Annotated in this window: 3 protein-coding genes; all 3 read left to right on the top strand. The window is 74.5% G+C overall.

Going from position 1 to position 19,027, the window contains the following annotated elements:
- Window positions 1-2 precede the first annotated feature (2 nt).
- On the top strand, window positions 3-6,818 hold the full coding sequence (locus ACWDVB_RS37155; RefSeq protein WP_451518929.1) for a type I polyketide synthase: 6,816 nt from the start codon (window positions 3-5) through the stop codon (window positions 6,816-6,818).
- A 96-nt stretch (window positions 6,819-6,914) separates the two neighbouring features.
- Entirely contained in the window at window positions 6,915-17,909 is a 10,995-nt protein-coding gene (locus tag ACWDVB_RS37150; RefSeq protein ID WP_451518930.1) for a type I polyketide synthase, read from the top strand.
- Between the two features lie 51 nt (window positions 17,910-17,960).
- Window positions 17,961-19,027, top strand: a 1,067-nt coding sequence (locus tag ACWDVB_RS37145; protein WP_451518931.1) for a beta-ketoacyl synthase N-terminal-like domain-containing protein, incomplete at its 3' end; no start/stop codon positions are given.

Below are 19,027 nucleotides of genomic sequence, written 5' to 3'. Positions count from 1 at the left end.
GAATGGGACCCACCATGGATGAGGACAAGACTCTCGACTACCTCAAGCGGGTCACCGCCGACCTGCACAAGGTCCGCGGCCGGCTGCGCGAGGTCGAGGAAGCCGAGCGGGAGCCGATCGCCATCGTGGGGATGAGCTGCCGGTTCCCCGGCGGCGTCCGCTCGCCCGAGGAGCTGTGGGAGCTGGTGGTCCAAGGGGCCGACGGCATCGGCGAGTTCCCCCGGGACCGCGGCTGGGACCTGCCCGCGCTCCTCGACGGCGGACCGGGCCAGGAGGCGGGCTCGGCCACCGGCGCCGGCGGATTCCTGCACGACGCCGCCGACTTCGACGCGGACTTCTTCGGGATCTCGCCGCGCGAGGCGCTGGCCATGGACCCGCAGCAGCGGCTGCTCCTGGAGACCTCCTGGGAGGCCATCGAGCGGGCCGGCCTCGACTCCCGGGCGCTGCGCGGCAGCAGGACCGGTGTGTTCGTCGGCACCAACGGCCAGGACTACGCCACCTTGATGCTCGGCGACAGCCACTCGGAGCTGGCCGGGTTCATGGGCATCGGCAACGCCGCCAGCGTCGCGTCCGGCCGCATCGCCTACACCTTCGGCTTCGAGGGCCCCGCGCTCACCGTCGACACCGCCTGCTCGTCGTCCCTGGTCGCGCTGCACCTCGCCGCGCACGCGCTGCGCAAGGGCGAGTGCGCGATGGCCCTGGCGGGCGGCGTGACGATCATGTCGACGCCCAGCATGTTCACCGAGTTCACCAAGCAGCAGGGCCTCGCGTCCGACGGCCGCGTCAAGGCGTTCGCCGCCTCCGCCGACGGCACCGCGTGGGGCGAGGGCGTCGGCGTACTGCTCGTCGAGCGGCTCTCGGACGCCCACCGCAACGGGCACCGGGTCCTCGCCGTGCTGCGCGGCTCGGCCGTCAACCAGGACGGCGCCTCCAACGGCCTGACCGCACCCAACGGCCCCTCCCAGCAGCGCGTCATCCGCCAGGCCCTCGGCAACGCCCGGCTGTCGGCCGCTGAGATCGACGTCGTCGAGGCACACGGCACCGGCACCACCCTCGGCGACCCCATCGAGGCGCAGGCCCTGCTCGCCACCTACGGCCAGGACCGTCCCGAGGACCGTCCGTTGCTCCTCGGCTCGGTCAAGTCCAACATCGGCCACACCGCGGCGGCCGCGGGCGTGGCGAGCGTCATCAAGACGGTGCTCGCGCTCCAGCACGGCGTCGTACCGCCCACCCTGCACGTGGACGAGCCCACCCCGCACGTCGACTGGAGCGCGGGCGACGTCCGCCTCGTCACCGAGGCCACCGACTGGCCGAAGACCGGGCAGCCGCGCCGCGCCGGCATCTCCGCCTTCGGTGTGAGCGGCACGAACGCGCACGTGATCCTGGAGCAGCCCCAGCCCCAGCCCCAGTCCCAGCCCCAGTCCCAGTCCCAGCCCGCTACCGCCGATTCCCGCGCCGGGCAGCCCGCCGCGTCCGGCGACACCACCTCCGCGGCCGCCGTGCCGCTCGCGGAGGGCGCCGGTGACACGCTGCCGTGGGTCGTCTCGGGCCACAGCCCCCGCGCACTGCGCGAACAGGCCGCGCGCATACGGGAGTTCGCAGCGACCTCCGACGCGGACGCCACCGGTATCGGCCGCTCCCTCGCCCTGCACCGCACCGCGCTGCGGCACCGTGCCGTCGTCCTGGCGGGGGACCGGGACGGACTCCTGTCCGGCCTGGACGCCGTCGCCGCGCAGGAGTCGTCCGCGTACGTCGTGACGGGCGAGGCCGCCTCCGCCGCCGCCAAGGTCGTCTTCGTCTTCCCGGGGCAGGGCTCCCAGTGGGCCGGCATGGCCACCGGACTCATGGCGGCCTCGCCCGTGTTCGCCGAGGCCATGCGCGAGTGCGCCGACGCGCTGGCGGCCCACCTCGACTGGGACCCGCTCGAACTGCTGCGGGGCGGCGAGAAGTTGGAGCGGGACGACATCGTGCAGCCCGTGCTGTGGGCGGTGATGGTCTCCCTCGCGCGGCTGTGGCGCTCCCTGGGCGTCGTGCCCGCCGCGGTCGTCGGACACTCCCAGGGCGAGATCGCCGCCGCCTGTGCGGCCGGTGCGCTCTCCCTGGCCGACGGGGCGCGGCTCGTGGCCCTGCGCAGCCGCGTCTTCAACGAGCACCTGTCGGGCAAGGGAGCCATGTACGCGCTCTCCGCGCCGCCCGAGCAGGCCGCCGCGCTCATCGGGGACCGGGCCGGGGTGTGGATCGCCTCGGTCAACGGCCCCGAGGCGACCGTCGTGGCCGGTGACCTCGACGCGCTCGCCGAGGTCACCGCCGAGGCGGAGGCGGCGGGGCTGCGGCCCCGGAAGGTCGGCATCGAGTACGCCTCGCACACCCCGCACACCGAGCGCGTACGCGACCAGCTCCTGGAGCTCGCGGCGCCGGTCGCCCCGCGCGCCGGGGACACCCCGCTGTACTCGACCGTCACCGCCGCGCCCGTGCCCGGCGAGACGCTGGACGCCGAGTACTGGTACCGCAACCTGCGCGAACCCGTCCGCTTCCAGGAGACCATCCAGCTCCTCCTGGACGAGGGCAACACCGCCTTCGTGGAGGTCAGCCCGCACCCGGTCCTGATGACCGCCGTCCAGGACACGGTCGCCCACCAGCCGGCCGGTGCCCGAAGCGCCACCGTCACGGGCACCCTGCGCAGGAACGACGGCGGCACCCGGCGGCTGCTGACCTCGCTGGCGCAGCTGTGGACCGGCGGAGTCCCCGTGGACTGGCGCACGGTATACGGGCCGGACGGCGGGGACACGGACGCGGTTACCGGCACTGGCACCGGGGCCGGGTTCGTGGATCTGCCCACCTACGCCTTCCAGCGCCGCCGCTACTGGCTGTCCGGCTCCGCCGGAGGCGCGGCGGACGTGTCCGGGGCCGGACTCTCCCTCGTCGGGCACCCGCTCCTGGCCGCGGGCGTCGAGGCCGCCGACGGCGACCGGTACGTACTCACCGGCCGGCTCTCCACCCACACCCACCCCTGGCTCGCCGACCACCAGGTCCTCGGCCGCGTCCTCGTACCCGGCACCGCACTCGTCGAACTCGCCCTGCGCGCCGGGGAGTACGCCGACTGCGACCAGGTCGCCGAACTGATCCTGGAAAGCCCGCTGGTCCTGCCCGCCGAGGGCCCGGGCGTCGACCTCCAGGTCACCGTCGCCGAGCCCGACGAAACCGGCGCCCGCCAGGTGCGGATCTTCTCCCGCCCCGCCGGTGCCGAAGCCGGTGCCCATGAGTGGACGGGACACGCCGGCGGAACCTTGACGACGGAGCCCGGGGCTGCGACGTCCGCGCCCACGTCGGCCGGTGTCGTGACGCCTGCGACGGCGACGCCCGTTGCGGCGACGTCCGCGACCACGACGTCCGTCGCCGCGAGGTCCGGGGCCGCGACGCCTGCGACGGCGACGCCCGCCCCCACGAGGCCCCCCGCCGACGAAGCCGTCTGGCCGCCCGCCGACGCCGTCCCCGTGCCCGTCGAGGGGCTGTACGAGCGGCTGGCCGATTGGGGCTTCGTCTATGGCCCCGTCTTCCAGGGGCTGCGTGCCCTGTGGCGGCGTGGTGACGAACTGTTCGCCGAGGTCGCGCTCGACGAGGAGCACGGCACGGAGGCCGGGCGGTTCGGGATGCATCCGGCGCTGGTCGACGCGGCACTGCACAGTCAGATCGCCACCGCGCTCGACCAGGACAGCGCGGTGGAGCCGAGGCTGCCGTTCTCCTTCGGCGGCGTACGACTGCACGCCACCGGAGCCACCACGGCCCGCGTCCGGCTCACCCCGAACGGCGCCGGCTCCCTCTCCCTGACCATGACCGACCCCACGGGCCGGCCCCTCCTCACGGTCGACGAGCTGACCTCGCGCCCCGTGGCCACCGCCGACGTCCGCGAACGCCCCCGCACGGACGCGCTCTTCCGGCTGGAGTGGGCCGCACTGCCCGAGAGTGAGAGCGAGAGCGGGGGCGAGGTGAGCAGCGGGTGCAGCCTGGCCGTGCTCGGTGCCGAGGGTGAGGTGCGGGCCCAGGGCGCCGTCCACTACCCCGGGATCACCGCGCTCCAGGAAGCCGTACGCGCCGGGGAACAGCTGCCCGACGTGGTGCTGCTGCCCGTGCCCACCGGCTCCGGCGACCCCGTGGCCGCCGCCAGGGAAGCGACCGGCGCCGTGCTGGAGGCGGTGCGGCGCTGGCTCGCCGCCGAGGAGACCGGGCCCGCCTGCCTGGCGGTCGTCACCCGGGGCGGAGCCGCCGCCGCGCCCGGCGACACCATCGACCCGGCACACTCCGCCGTCCGTGGCCTGGTGCGCTCCGCCTGCTCGGAGAACCCCGGCAGGATCGTCCAGATCGACCTCGACGCGGACGCCCGCTCGGCCGCCGCGCTCCCCGCGGCCGTGGCCGCCGCCGTGGCGGCGGGGGAGACGGAGAGCGTGGTGCGCGCCGGTGCCCCGCTGGTGCCGCGCCTGGCCCGCGTGGCGCCCGCCGACACCCTCGCCCCGCCCGCCGAAGGCGCCTGGAGCCTCGACGTGGACGGCAGCGGCTCCCTGGAAGGGCTGCGGCTCGTGCCGTGCCCCCAGGCCGAGGCACCGCTGACCGAGGGCCAGGTACGGGTGGAGGTCCGCGCCACGGGCGTCAACTTCCGCGACGTGCTGCTCGCCCTCGGCGTGGTCGACGTCGCCAAGTCCTTCACCGAGATGGCCTTCGGCTCCGAGGGCGCCGGCTTTGTCGCCGAGGTCGGGCCCGGCGTCACCGGGGTCGCCGTGGGCGACCGCGTCATGGGCCTGCTCTCCGGCTCCTACGCGGGACCGCTGGCCGTCACCGACGCCCGTACCATCGCGCCGATCCCGCGCGGCTGGTCGTTCGCCCAGGCCGCCGCCGTCCCCACGGTCTTCCTGACCGCCTACTACGCGTTGCAGGACCTGGCCCGCGTCGAGGAGGGCGAGTCGCTGCTCGTGCACGCCGCGGCCGGTGGCGTCGGCATGGCCGCCGTCCAGCTCGCCCGGCACTGGGGCATCGAGGTGTACGCCACCGCCAGCGAGCCCAAGTGGCCGGTGGTGCGCGCCTCCGGCATCCCCGCCGAGCGCCTCGCCTCCTCCCGCACCCTGGACTTCGCCGGAACCTTCCGCGCCGCGAGCGGCGGACGCGGCGTCGACGTCGTCCTCAACTGCCTGGCCCGCGAGTTCACCGACGCCTCGCTCGACCTCCTGGTGCCCGAGGGCCGGTTCATCGAGATGGGCAAGACCGACATCCGCGAGCCGGAAGCCGTCGCCGCCTCCTGGCCCGGCACCTTCTACCGCTCCTTCGACCTCGGAGAGGCGGGCCCGGACCGCATCGGCGAGATGCTCACCCACCTCGCCGAGCTGTTCGAGGAGGGCGTGCTCGCCCCGCTGCCGGTGACCACTTGGGACGTCCGCCGGGCGGGCGAGGCCTTCCGGTATCTCAGCCAGGCCCGGCACGTCGGCAAGGTCGCCCTCACCGTGCCCTCGGCGCCGCTGGACGGCACCGTGCTGGTCACCGGCGGCACCGGCGCCATCGGCGGCGCCGTCGCCCGGCACCTGGCCGAGCGGCACGGCGTCACCGAGCTGGTGCTCACCAGCCGCCGCGGCCCCGAGGCACCCGGCGCCACCGAACTCGTCGCGGAGCTCGCCGGACTCGGCGCCACCGCCCGCGTCGTGGCCTGTGACGCCGCCGAACGCGAGGAACTGGCCCGTCTCCTAGACGAGATCCCGGACCTGCGGGGCGTCGTGCACGCGGCGGGCGTGATCGACGACGGCGTCCTCACGGCCCTCACCCCCGAACGGTTCGACACGGTCCTGCGCCCCAAGGCCGACGCGGCCTGGCACCTGCACGAACTCACCCGCGACAGGGACCTCGCCCTGTTCGCCCTGTTCTCGTCCGCCGCGGGCGTGTTCGGCGCCCCGGGACAGGCCAACTACGCGGCGGCCAACGCCTTCCTGGACGGCCTCGCGCACCACCGCCGCCGCCTCGGGCTGCCCGCGCAGTCGCTGTCCTGGGGGCTGTGGGCCGAGACCAGCGGGCTCACCGGCGACCTGGACAAGACCGACCTCGACCGCATGGCGCGTACGGGCGTACGCGCGCTGTCCACCGCCGACGGACTCGCCCTCTTCGACGCCGCCACCGGCGACAACCACACCCACACCGTGCCCGTCCGGCTGGACCCCGCCCGGTTCTCCGGCGCCGTCCCGCCCCTGCTGCGCGGCCTCGTCAAGGCGCCCGCCAAGCCGATGGCGTCGTCCGCCGGTTCGGCGTCCGCGGGCGGTGCGGGCGGCGGTGCGGGCGGTGGGCTGGCCGAGCGACTGGCGCGGCTCTCGCCACAGGAGTGCGAGGAGCTGCTCACCGAAGAAGTGCGCCGCCAGGCCGCCGTCGTCCTCGGGCACGACGACACCGAGACCGTGGGCGCGGAGAGGCCGTTCAAGACCCTCGGCTTCGACTCGCTCACCACCGTCGAGCTGCGCAACCGGCTCAACTCCGTCACCGGGCTACGGCTTCCGGCCACGCTGCTGTTCGACCACCCCACGCCCGTGGCCGTGGCCGCGCACCTCAAGCAGCAGCTGCTCCCGGAGGTCGACACCGCCGCACTGGCCGCGCGCCAACTCGGCGCGTTGGAGGCCCTGCTCGCCGAGGTCGCCCAGGACGACCCGGGGCGCGCGAACCTCACCGTACGGCTGCGAGCCGTGCTGACGAAGTGGACCGAGGCCGAAGCCGCGGCCGACCAGGTCGACCTGGACGCGGCCACGGACGCGGAGCTGTTCGAACTCGTGGACAACAAGCCATGGTCCAGCTGACCGGCGGGCGGGCGTCCCCGCCGACCATGTGACCCATGTGACCCATGTGACCCCCCATCTGCTGACCGCACTCTGTTGGAACCGGAAGAGGATCGGATGTCGAACGAGCAGAAGCTCCGCGATTACCTCAAGCAGGCGGTCGCCGACGCCCGCGACTCCTACGCGCGGCTGCGTGCCGTCGAGGAGGCCGCCCGTGAGCCGCTCGCCGTCATCGGCATGAGCTGCCGGTTCCCCGGCGGGGTGCACACCCCCGAAGACCTGTGGGAGCTGGTCGCCGAGGGGCGCGTGGGCATCGCGGACTTCCCCGCCGACCGCGGATGGGACCTCGGCGCCCTCTACGACCCGGAGGGGCTGCGCCCGCGCAGCTCGTACATCCGCAAGGGCGGGTTCATCGACGGCGCCGCCGACTTCGACGCCGAGTTCTTCGAGATATCGCCGCGCGAGGCCCTCGCCATGGACCCGCAGCAGCGGGTGCTGATGGAGGCGTCCTGGGAGGCGTTCGAGCGGGCCGGGATCGACCCCGGCACGCTGCGCGGCGAGAGCGCGGGGGTCTTCGTCGGCGGCGTCCTGTCCGGCTACGGCTCGAACGTGGGCAGTACGCAGGACAGCGAGGGCTACCTCCTCACCGGCAACGCCTCCAGCATCTTCTCCGGCCGCCTCTCCTACACGTACGGCTTCGAGGGACCGGCCGTCACCGTCGACACCGCCTGCTCGTCCTCGCTGACCGCGCTGCACCTGGCGGCCCAGTCGCTGCGGAACAAGGAGAGCTCCCTCGCGCTGGTGGGCGGCGTGATGGTGATGTCGACGCCGGCCGCGTTCACCGAGTTCAGCAAGCAGCGGGGACTGTCCCGGGACGGTCTGTGCAAGGCGTTCGCCGCGTCGGCGGACGGTACCGCGTGGGGTGAGGGTGTCGGCGTGCTGCTCGTGGAGCGGCTCTCGGACGCCCGCCGCGACGGGCACCGGGTGCTGGCCGTGATCCGTGGCTCGGCGGTCAACCAGGACGGCGCCTCCAACGGCCTGACCGCGCCCAACGGGCCCTCCCAGCAGCGCGTCATCCGCCAGGCGCTCGCCAACGCCGGGCTCGCCCCGTCCGACATCGACGCCCTGGAGGCGCACGGCACCGGCACCACCCTCGGCGACCCCATCGAGGCGCAGGCCCTCCTGGCCACCTACGGCCAGGACCGCCCCGAGGACCGCCCGCTCCTGCTGGGCTCGGTGAAGTCCAACATCGGCCACACCCAGTCGGCGGCCGGTATCGCGGGCGTCATCAAGATGGTGCTCGCCCTGCGCCACGGCGTGGTGCCGCCCACCCTGCACGTGGACGAGCCCACCCCGCACGTCGACTGGAGCGCGGGCGCCGTCGAGCTGGTGACCGAGCCGGTGGCCTGGCCGGAGACGGGCCGGCCCCGGCGCGCCGCGGTCTCCTCGTTCGGCATCAGCGGCACCAACGCCCACGTCATCCTCGAACAGTCCCCGGAGACGGCGGAACGGCACACCGACGCGGCGCCCGCCGATCCCACGCCCACCGAGGGCACCCCGGCCGCCACAGCCACGCCGGTACTCACCGGCATCACACCCCCGTGGCCGCTCTCCGCCAAGACCGATCCTGCGGTGCGGGAGCAGGCCGCCCGGCTGCGGGGCTTTCTCGGCGACGCGAGCGGCGCCGCCGGCACCGGGGTCCCCGAGGCCGACGCCCCTGCCGTCGCCGCCGCGCTCGTACACACCCGCGCCGCCTTCGCCCACCGCGCCGTCGTCCTCGGTGACGAGCGTGAGCGCGCCGGATCGCTGGCCGCGCTCGCGGACGGCGCGCTGGACGTGCCCGGCGTGGTGCGTGGCATCGCACGCCCCGGTGCCAAGGTCGCGTTCGTCTTCCCGGGGCAGGGCGCCCAGTGGGTCGGTATGGCCACCGGGCTGCTCAAGTCCTCGCCCGCCTTCGCGGGCGCCCTGCGCGAGTGCGCCGACGCGTTGGCGCCGCACGTGGAGTGGCGGCTGCTCGACGTGCTCGGCGATGAAGAGGCCCTCCAGCGCGTCGACGTGGTGCAGCCCGCCCTGTGGGCCGTGATGGTCTCCCTCGCCCGGGTGTGGCAGGCCGCCGGGATCACCCCGGACGTCGTCGCGGGCCACTCGCAGGGTGAGATCGCCGCCGCCTGCGCAGCCGGCATCCTCACCCTGGACGACGGGGCGCGCCTGGTCGCCCTGCGCAGCCGCACCATCGCCGAGGACCTCGCGGGGCAGGGCGGCATGGTCTCCGTCGCCGCCTCCGCCGAGCGCACCGCAGAGCTCCTCGGCGAGCGCGACGGCGTCTGGGTGGCCGCCGTCAACGGCCCCGAGGCCACCGTGATCGCGGGCGCCCCCGAGGTGCTCGCCGAGGTCTCCGAGGCCGCCGGCGCCGCGGGCATCCGCGCCCGCACCATCCCGGTCGACTACGCCTCGCACACCCCGCACGTCGAAGCCGTCCGCAGTCGGCTCCTGGAGCTGGCCGAGCCCATCGCGCCGCGCACGGGCTCCGTGCCCATGCACTCGTCGGTCACCGCGGCGCCCCTCGGCGAGACCGAGGCCGACGCGCGGTACTGGTACCAGAACCTGCGCAGGCCCGTCCGGTTCGCCGAGACCGTCACCGCGCTGCTCGACCGGGGCATCGACACGTTCGTCGAGATCAGCCCGCACCCGGTGATCGCCCCCGCCATCGAGGACGTCGCGGCCGCCGCGGGCCGCGACGACGTGGTCGTCTCCGGAACGCTCCGCCGCGACCAGGACGAGAGCGCCGCGCTGACCCGCGCGGCCGCCACCCTGTGGACCCGCGGCGTCGACATCTCCTGGGACGCCTTCCTCGCCACCACGGCGGCCACCGCCGCCCCGGCCGACGCGGTGGAACTGCCGACGTACCCGTTCCAGCGGCGGCGCTACTGGCTGGAAGGGCCCGCCCACACGGGCGACGCCTCCGGCATCGGGCTCGACCCCGTCGCACACCCGCTGCTCGCCGCCGCCACGCTCCCCGCCGAGTCCGGCACGGCGGTCTTCACCGGACGGCTGTCCCTGCCGACGCACCCCTGGCTGGCCGACCACGCCCTGCTGGAGACCGTGCTGCTGCCGGGCACCGCCTTCGTGGAACTCGCGCTCGCCGCGGGCCGGGAGACCGGCTGCGGCCGGGTCCGGGAACTCACCCTGGAGCGCCCCCTCACCCTCACCGCGGACACCGGCGTCACCATTCAGGTCCAGGTGACCGAGGCCGACGAGACGGGCGGCAGGACCGCCACCGTCTACTCCCGGACCGGCACCGAGGGCCAGCCGGGCCAGGCAGACAAGGTGGAGTCCGTCGAGTGGATCCGGCACGCCACCGCCGCGCTGACCGCCGAAGAGCCCCACGTCCCGGCGGAGTTCGACGCCCTCCAGGGCGCCTGGCCACCTCCCGGTGCCACCGCCGTCGAGATGGGCGACTTCTACGGCGCGCTGTTCGAGCGCGGCTACGAGTACGGTCCCGCCTTCCAGGGCCTGCGCTCCGTCTGGCGGCGCGGTGACGAGGTGTTCGCCGAGGTGGCACTGCCCGAGGAGGCGGCCGCCGACGACTTCCTCGTCCACCCGGCACTCCTCGACGCCGCCCTGCACGCCATGGGCATCGGCGGCCTGTTCGGGGACGAGGGCGCGGTACGCCTGCCGTTCGCCTGGTCAGGCGTGCAGACGTGGACCGACGGGGCCACTTCGCTGCGCGTCCAGCTGACCGCGGCCGGCGAGGACGGCGTACGGCTGCGCGTGTGCGACGACGCCGGTACGCCCGTCGCCGCCGTGGACGAGCTGGTGCTGCGCCCGCTCTCCGCCACCGACGTGCGCGCGGTCCCCACCCGGTCGCTGTACGTGCCGCGCTGGGACACCTGGGAGCCCCCGACCGACGCGGACACCACCGCGGTGCGTACGACTGTCTGGCACCCGGGTGCCGCGCTCACCGAAGTGCTGTCGGAGGAGCCCGAGTTCGTGCTGCTCGACTGCGCGGCGCAGAACCTGCCGGACGGCGGCGATGTACCGGCCAGGGCACACGCCCTCACCCGCACCGCACTGGCCCGCGTGCACGAGTGGCTCGCCCACGAGACGCCCGCGCGGGCGCGGCTGGCCGTGCTGACCCGCGGCGCCGTCGGCATAACGCCCGAGGACCGGCCCGACTTGGTGCAGGCCCCCGTACGCGGCCTGATGCGCTCCACCCAGTCGGAACACCCGGACCGTTTCCTGCTGGTGGACACCGACGGTGACCCCGCCGAGGTGTCCGGCACCGTCCTGGCCGCGGCCGTGGCCGCCGGCGAACCGGAGATCGCCCTGCGCGGCGACACCGCGCTCGTCCCGCGCCTGACCCGACCCGCCGCCGCCCCTTCCGACGCTGGTGGTGTGTCGTGGTCGGGTGTGGGGTCGGTGGTGGTGACGGGTGGTACGGGTGTGGTGGGTGCCGCGGTGGCGCGGCATTTGGTGGTGGCGCACGGTGTGCGTGATGTGGTGCTGGTCAGTCGGCGTGGCGAACGGGCGCCGGGTGCGGCTGAGTTGGTGTCCGGCTTGAAGGAGTTGGGTGCTCGGGCGCGGGTGGTCGCGTGTGATGTGGGCGACCGTACCGCGGTGGAGCGGTTGTTGGCGGGTCTGCCGGATGTGCGGGGTGTGGTGCATGCGGCGGGTGCGGTGGATGACGGTGTGGTGTCGGGGCTGACTCCGGAGCGGTTGGCGTCCGTGTTGCGGCCGAAGGTGGACGCGGCGTGGCATCTGCATGAGCTGACGCGGGGTCGGGGTCTTGAGCTGTTCGTGCTGTTCTCTTCGGCGGCGGGAGTGTTCGGTTCGCCGGGTCAGGCCAACTACGCGGCGGCGAACGTGTTCCTGGATGCTCTGGCCGTGCGCCGTCGTGCGGAAGGGCTGCCCGCGCAGTCCCTGTCGTGGGGGCTGTGGGAAGAGACCAGCGAGCTGACCGCCACCCTCGGCGACGCCGACAAGGCCCGGCTCGGCCGAGGCGGTCTGCGGACCCTCGGCACCGAGGAAGGGCTCGCCCTCTTCGACCACGCGGTGGCCCTCGACGCCCCCCACGTGGTCCCCGTACGGCTCGACCTGGCCCGCGCCCGCGCCGAAGGACAGCGGACGCCCCCGCTGCTGCGCGCCCTGGTGCGCACGCCCGCGCGCCGCGCCACCGCCACGGCGGGCCGCGGCTGGCGCGCGCAGTACGAGACGGCGCCCGGGGCGGACCGCGAGCGCATGCTCGTCGAACTCGTCCGGACACAGGTCGCCGCCGTGCTCGGGCACTCCGGCGCCGAAGCGGTCCCCGTGGACCGGGGCTTCAAGGACCTCGGCTTCGACTCCCTCACCGCCGTGGAGCTGCGCAACCGGCTCAACGAAATCACCGGCACCCGGCTGCCCGCCACCCTGGTGTTCGACTACCCGACACCCGGCGCCCTCGGCGCCCACCTGCACGGGCTGCTGGCAGGCACCACCGCGCGGCACAGCGCCGTGGCGCGTGTCGTACGGGACGACGAGCCCATCGCCATCGTCGGCATGAGCTGCCGCTTCCCCGGCGACGTCGACTCGCCCGAAGAGCTGTGGCAGCTGCTCGCCGACGGCGGCGAGGGCATCAGCGGCTTCCCGACGGACCGCGACTGGGCCCTGGACTCGTTCTTCGACCCCACGGGGGAGCGGCCCGGCACCTCGCTGGTGGACCGGGGCGGCTTCCTGCACGACGCCGCCGACTTCGACGCCGCCTTCTTCGGGATCTCCCCGCGCGAGGCCGTGACCATGGACCCGCAGCACCGGATGCTCCTCGAACTGTCCTGGGAGGCCGTCGAGCGGGCCGGCGTCGACCCGACGCGGTTGCGCGGCAGCAGGACCGGCGTGTTCTCCGGCCTGATGTACCACGAGTACGCCGCCCGGCTGCGCTCCGTGCCCGAGGACGTCGCCGGGTTCCTCAGCAACGGCAACGCAGGCAGCGTGGCCACCGGCCGGGTCTCCTACACCCTCGGCTTCGAGGGTCCCGCCGTGACCGTCGACACGGCCTGCTCCTCGTCCCTCGTCGCCCTGGACATGGCCGTCAGCGCTCTGCAGCGCGCCGAGTGCGATCTGGCGCTCGCCGGCGGCGTCACCGTGATGGCCACCCCGACGATCTTCGCGGAGTTCACCCGGCAGCGCGGCCTGGCGCACGACGGCCGCTGCAAGGCGTTCTCCGCCGAGGCGGACGGCATGGGCGTAGCCGAGGGCGCGGGCATGGTCCTGGTCGAGCGGCTCTCGGACGCCCGCCGCAACGGCCACCGGGTGCTTGCCGTGATCCGCGGCTCGGCGGTCAACCAGGACGGCGCCTCCAACGGCCTCACCGCGCCCAACGGCCCCTCCCAGCAGCGCGTCATCCGCCAGGCGCTCGCCAACGCCGGACTCGCCCCCTCCGACATCGACGTGGTCGAGGCGCACGGCACGGGCACGTCGTTGGGCGACCCGATCGAGGCGCAGGCGCTGCTCGCCACCTACGGCCAGGACCGGGACGGCCGGCAGCCGGTGCTCCTCGGCTCGGTCAAGTCCAACATCGGTCACACCCAGGCCGCCGCCGGTATCGCGGGCGTCATGAAGATGGTCCTCGCCCTGCGGCACGGCACCGTGCCCCGGACCCTGCACGCCGAGCGGCCGAGCGAGCACATCGACTGGACGGCCGGCGCCGTCGAGCTGGCCACCGAGCCCGTCGCCTGGCCCGAGTACGACCGGCCGCGGCGCGCCGCCGTCTCCTCGTTCGGCATCAGCGGCACCAACGCCCACGTCATCCTCGAACAGGCCCCCGAGGCCCCCGAGGCCCCCGAGGCCCCCGAGGCCGCGGAGTACGAGGATGCCGAGCGGCCCGGGGAACAGGAGCGCCGTCAGGCCGTGGTCACCACGCCCGAGGGCGCCGTACTGCCGTGGCTCGTCTCCGCCAAGTCCGGCGCCGCGCTGCGCGGCCAGGCCGAGCGGCTGCGCGCACTCGCCGCCACCGGCACCGACCCGCTGGCAACGGCCGACCCCTTGGCGACGGCCGCCGCGCTCATCGGGACGCGTACCGCCTTCGACGAGCGCGCCGTCGTACTCGCCTCCGACACCGACGGCTTCACCGAAGGGCTCACGGCCCTCGTCCGCCAGGACCCCGAGGCGCCGGGTCTCGTCTCCGGAACCGTGCGCCCCGGCGCGACCGTGGCCTTCGTCTTCCCCGGCCAGGGCGCCCAGTGGACCGGCATGGCACTCGGCCTGATGGAGTCCTCACCCGTTTTCGCCGCCTCGATGCGGCGCTGCGCCGAGGAGTTGTCGGCGCACGCCGACTGGAACCTCCTCGACGTGCTCGGCGACGCGCGGGCGCTGGAGCGCGTCGACGTGGTGCAGCCCGCGTTGTGGGCCGTGATGGTCTCCCTCGCCGAGGTCTGGCAGCACACCGGCATCACGCCCTCCGTGGTCGTCGGCCACTCGCAGGGCGAGATCGCCGCCGCCTGCGTGGCGGGCGCGCTGTCGCCGGCCGACGGCGCCCGGCTGGTGGCCGTACGCAGCCGGATCATCGCCGAAGAGCTCGCCGGACGCGGCGGCATGGCCTCCCTGACCGTGTCCGCCGAGGAGGCCCGGGCCCTCATCGACCGGTACACGGACTCGACGGGCGACGCCGACTCGACGGGCGAGGCCGACTCGACGCGTGACGCCGACTCCACGGGCGACACCGACTCCGCCACCGGCGTGGTCATCGCGGCGGTCAACGGCCCCGGCGCCGTCGTCGTCGCCGGCGACGAGGGACCGCTGACCCGGCTCCTCGACGGCTGCGAGGCCGAAGGCGTCCGCGCCCGCCGCATCCCCGTCACCTACCCCTCGCACGCCCCCCAGGTCGAACTCATCAAGGACCGGCTCCTCAAGGAACTCGGCGACATCGTCCCCGCCCGCCCCCAGGTGACGTGGCACTCCACCGTGACCGGCGAGCCCGTACAGGGACCCGAGGCCGACACCGAGTACTGGTACCGGAACCTGCGCCGGCCGGTGCGCTTCGCGGAGGTCGTCGCCGAGCTGATCGAGAGCGGCGTCGACACGTTCGTCGAGATCAGCCCGCACCCGGTGACCACCGCGGCCCTGGAGGACGCCGCACTGCGGGCGGGCGGGCGCGAGGTCGTCGTCACCGGCACCCTGCGCCGCGACGACGACGAGCGCACGGCGCTGCTGCGTTCCGCCGCGACCCTGTGGACCCGCGGCCTCGGCGTGGACTGGACCGCGCTGGTGCCCGCCCCGGACAAGGCGGCCACCGTCGAACTGCCCACGTACGCCTTCCAGCGGGAGCGCTACTGGCTCGACGCACCGCACGACACCGGAGACCCCGGCGGTGTCGGCCAGGAGGCGACCGACCACCCGCTGCTCGCCGCGGCCGTCGCGCCCGCCGGAACCGACACCCTCCTGCTCACCGGCAGGCTCACCGCCCCGGCCACCTCCTCGCCCGCCGAACACACCGTGCTGGATACCCCCGTGCTGCCCGGCGGCGCCGTGCTCGACTGGGCGCTGTACGCGGCGGACCGCCTCGGCCTGCCCGCCGTCGCGAGCCTGGAGCACCACGAACCACTGCTCCTCGCCCCCGACGGCGCCGCACGCGTCCAGGTGATGGCCGCGGCACCCGACGACTCCGGGCGCCGACGGCTGACCGTCCACGCACAGCCCGACGGCGACCCCACGGCGGAGTGGACCCTGCACGCCACCGCCGTCCTCGAACCCACCGTCCTCGAACCCACCGCCGTCCCGGCCGACGAGACGTACGCGACGTACGCACGTCTCGCGGGCGCCTGGCCGCCGGCCGACGCCACACCGGTGGACACGGCCGACCTCTACGGCGAACTCTTCGCGGCAGGGCAGCAGTTCGGGCCCGCGCTCCAGGGGCTGCGCGCCGCCTGGCGGAGCGGCGACGACGTCTACGCCGAGGTGGAGCTGCCCGAGCGGGCAGCCGACGGCCTGGCGCCGCGCGCCGCGCTGCTGGAGTCCGTCTGCCACGCCTGGCACCTCACCGACGCCGACGGCCCCGGAACCGCGGGCCCTCTGCAACCGGCCGCCTGGCGGGGCGTACGTGCAGGGGCCGACGCCTTCGACGCCGTGCCCGGCGCGGCCGACGGCGCCCGCACCGTACGAGTCCTGCTCTCCCCGGCAGGCGACACAGCCGTACGGATACGCACCGCCGACGCCGACGGCACCCCGCTGCTCGGCGCCGACCAGGTCGAGCTGCGCCCGCTCACCGCGGCCCGGCTCCGCTCCGCCGGTGCCACCGCGGCACGCTCGCTGTACGAGGTGCGCTGGGAGCGCCGACAGCTCGACGAGCCCGCGCGGGCCGACGCCGACGGCGTGCGCCTCGTACTGCTGGACGCGGTTGCCCTGGCCGCCCAGGGAGTGGGGGGCGACGCGGACGAGCGGCTGCCGGAACACGTCCACGACGCGCTGGCGGCCGCACTCGCCCGCGCCAAGGAGTGGCTGGCCGACGAGGCCGTCGCCGACGCGCGGCTGGCCGTGGTCACCCGCGGTGCGGTCGCCCTGTCGGACGCCGACGCCGTGGACCTGACCCAGGCCGCCGTACGAGGCTTCCTGCGCTCGGCCCGCGCCGAACACCCGGACCGTTTCCTCCTGGTGGACACCGACGGCGACCCCGCCGAGGTACCTGACGCCGTCCTGGCCGCGGCCGTGGCCGCCGACGAGCCCGAGATCGCCCTGCGGGACGGAGAGACGTACGTACCCAGGCTGGCCCTCGTGAGTACGGACACCGCTGCTGCTGATGACGGTGCTGGTGGTGTGTCGTGGTCGGGTGTGGGGTCGGTGGTGGTGACGGGTGGTACGGGTGTGGTGGGTGCCGCGGTGGCGCGGCATTTGGTGGTGGTGCACGGTGTGCGTGATGTGGTGCTGGTCAGTCGGCGTGGCGAACGGGCGCCGGGTGCGGCTGAGTTGGTGTCCGGCTTGAAGGAGTTGGGTGCTCGGGCGCGGTTGGTGGTCTGCGATGTGGCCGATCGCGCTCAAGTGGAGCGGTTGTTGGCGGGTCTGCCGGATGTGCGGGGTGTGGTGCATGCGGCGGGTGCGGTGGATGACGGTGTGGTGTCGGGGTTGACTCCGGAGCGGTTGGCGTCTGTGTTGCGGCCGAAGGTGGACGCGGCGTGGCATCTGCATGAGCTGACGCGGGGTCGGGGTCTTGAGCTGTTCGTGCTGTTCTCTTCGGCGGCGGGGGTGTTCGGTTCGCCGGGTCAGGCCAACTACGCGGCGGCGAACGTGTTCCTGGATGCTCTGGCCGTGCGCCGTCGTGCGGAAGGGCTGCCCGCGCAGTCCCTGTCGTGGGGGCTGTGGGAAGAGACCAGCGAGCTGACCGCCACCCTCAGCGAGGCAGAGCTGCGCCGCCTCAGCGCCGGCGGCGTCCTCCCGTTCAGCACGGAGGAAGGGCTCGCCCTGTTCGACCGGGCCGTGGCCGTCGGCCTGCCGCACACCGCGCCGGTCCAGCTCGACCGTGCCCGGCTGCGCGGTGACGAGCACACGCCCGCGCTGCTGCGCGGCCTGGTGCGCACGCCCGCGCGCCGGGCCACGGCGCCGGACGCCCAGACGCTGCGCGGCCGGCTGTCCGCCCTGCCCGCCGCCGAGCGTACGGAAGCCCTCCTGGAGACGGTACGTACACAGATCGCCGCGGTGCTCAAGTACGGCACCGCCGACCAGATATCGGCCACCCGGTCCTTCACCGAACTCGGCTTCGACTCGCTGACCGCCGTCGAACTCCGCAACCGGCTGGCCCGTATGGCCGGCACCCGGCTGCCCACCACGCTCGTCTTCGACTACCCCACGCCCGAGGCGCTCACCGGTCATCTGCTCGGGATCCTGCTGCCCGGGACGGCGGCCGAGGAGTGGGGCAAGGAGCCCGTCGACCGCCTGGAGGCCATGCTCGACGACGAGCGCGACGAGGCCGAGGTCAACAAGGTGACGGCCCGCCTGGAGACCCTGCTGCTGCGCTGGCGGGAACGGTCCAGGGCGCTGGCCGGGACAGCCCCCGGCGGCCGGGCCGAGGACAGCGGCGCCGACGAGCTGGGCTCCGTGAGCGAGGAAGAACTCCTCCGCTACATCGACGACGAGATCGGGCTGAGCTGATGCGCGCACGGCCCGCACGCACCACGACCCGTACTACGAGGGGTTTCGGACATGGCTGAGAAAGAGCAGGTCGTCGAGTACCTGAAGCGGGTGACCGCTGACCTGAAGCGGACCAGGGACCGCGTCCGAGACCTGGAAGAGGCCGAGCGCGAGCCCATCGCGATCGTCGGCATGGGCTGCCGGTTCCCCGGCGGGGCCGGCACGCCCGAGGCGTTCTGGGAGCTGCTGCGCGACGGCGTCGACGCCATGGGCGACTTCCCCGCCGACCGCGGGTGGCAGCGGCCCGAGGGCGGCCCTCTGCCGCAGGGCGGCTTCCTCGACACGGCCACCGAGTTCGACGCCGGGTTCTTCGGGATCGCCCCGCGCGAGGCCCTGGAGATGGACCCGCAGCAGCGGCTGCTCCTGGAAACCTCCTGGGAGACCTTGGAGCGGGCCGGGATCGACGCCACCACCCTGCGCGGCAGCCGGACCGGCGTGTACATCGGCGTCAACGGCGCCGACTACCCCGGCATGCTCAACCACGCCGGTCACGAGTCCCTCGGCCATCTGCTCACCGGCACCGCCTCCAGCGTCGTCTCCGGCCGCATCTCCTACACCCTCGGCCTGGAGGGCCCGGCCGTCACCATCGACACGGCCTGCTCGGCCTCCCTGGTCGCGCTGCACATGGCGGCCCGCGCCCTGCGCTCCGGAGAGTGCCCGCTGGCGCTGGTCGGCGGTGTCACCGTCATGTCGACCCCGGGCGTGTTCGCGGAGTTCAGCAAGCAGGGCGGGCTGGCCGCCGACGCCCGTTGCAAGGCGTTCGCGGAGGGGGCCGACGGCACCGCCTGGGGTGAGGGCGTCGGGGTGCTGCTGGTGGAGCGTCTTTCGGACGCGCGGCGCAACGGTCACCGCGTCCTCGCCGTCGTGCGGGGTACGGCCGTCAACCAGGACGGTGCCTCCAACGGCCTGACCGCGCCCAACGGCCCCTCCCAGCAGCGCGTCATCCGGCAGGCCCTCGCCAACGCCGGACTCGTCCCCTCCGACGTCGACGTGGTGGAGGCGCATGGTACGGGGACGTCGTTGGGTGATCCGATCGAGGCGCAGGCGTTGCTGGCCACGTATGGGCAGGAGCGGTCGGG

Source organism: Streptomyces sp. NPDC003379, assembly GCF_053589195.1.
This window is presented reverse-complemented; position numbering and strand designations above follow the sequence as displayed.

What these genes read in the sequence shown, in the direction of transcription:
- ACWDVB_RS37155 (WP_451518929.1), top strand. Translation starts at nt 3, where the DNA reads ATGGGACCCACCATGGATGAGGACAAGACTCTCGACTACCTCAAGCGG.
- ACWDVB_RS37150 (WP_451518930.1), top strand. Translation starts at nt 6,915, where the DNA reads ATGTCGAACGAGCAGAAGCTCCGCGATTACCTCAAGCAGGCGGTCGCC.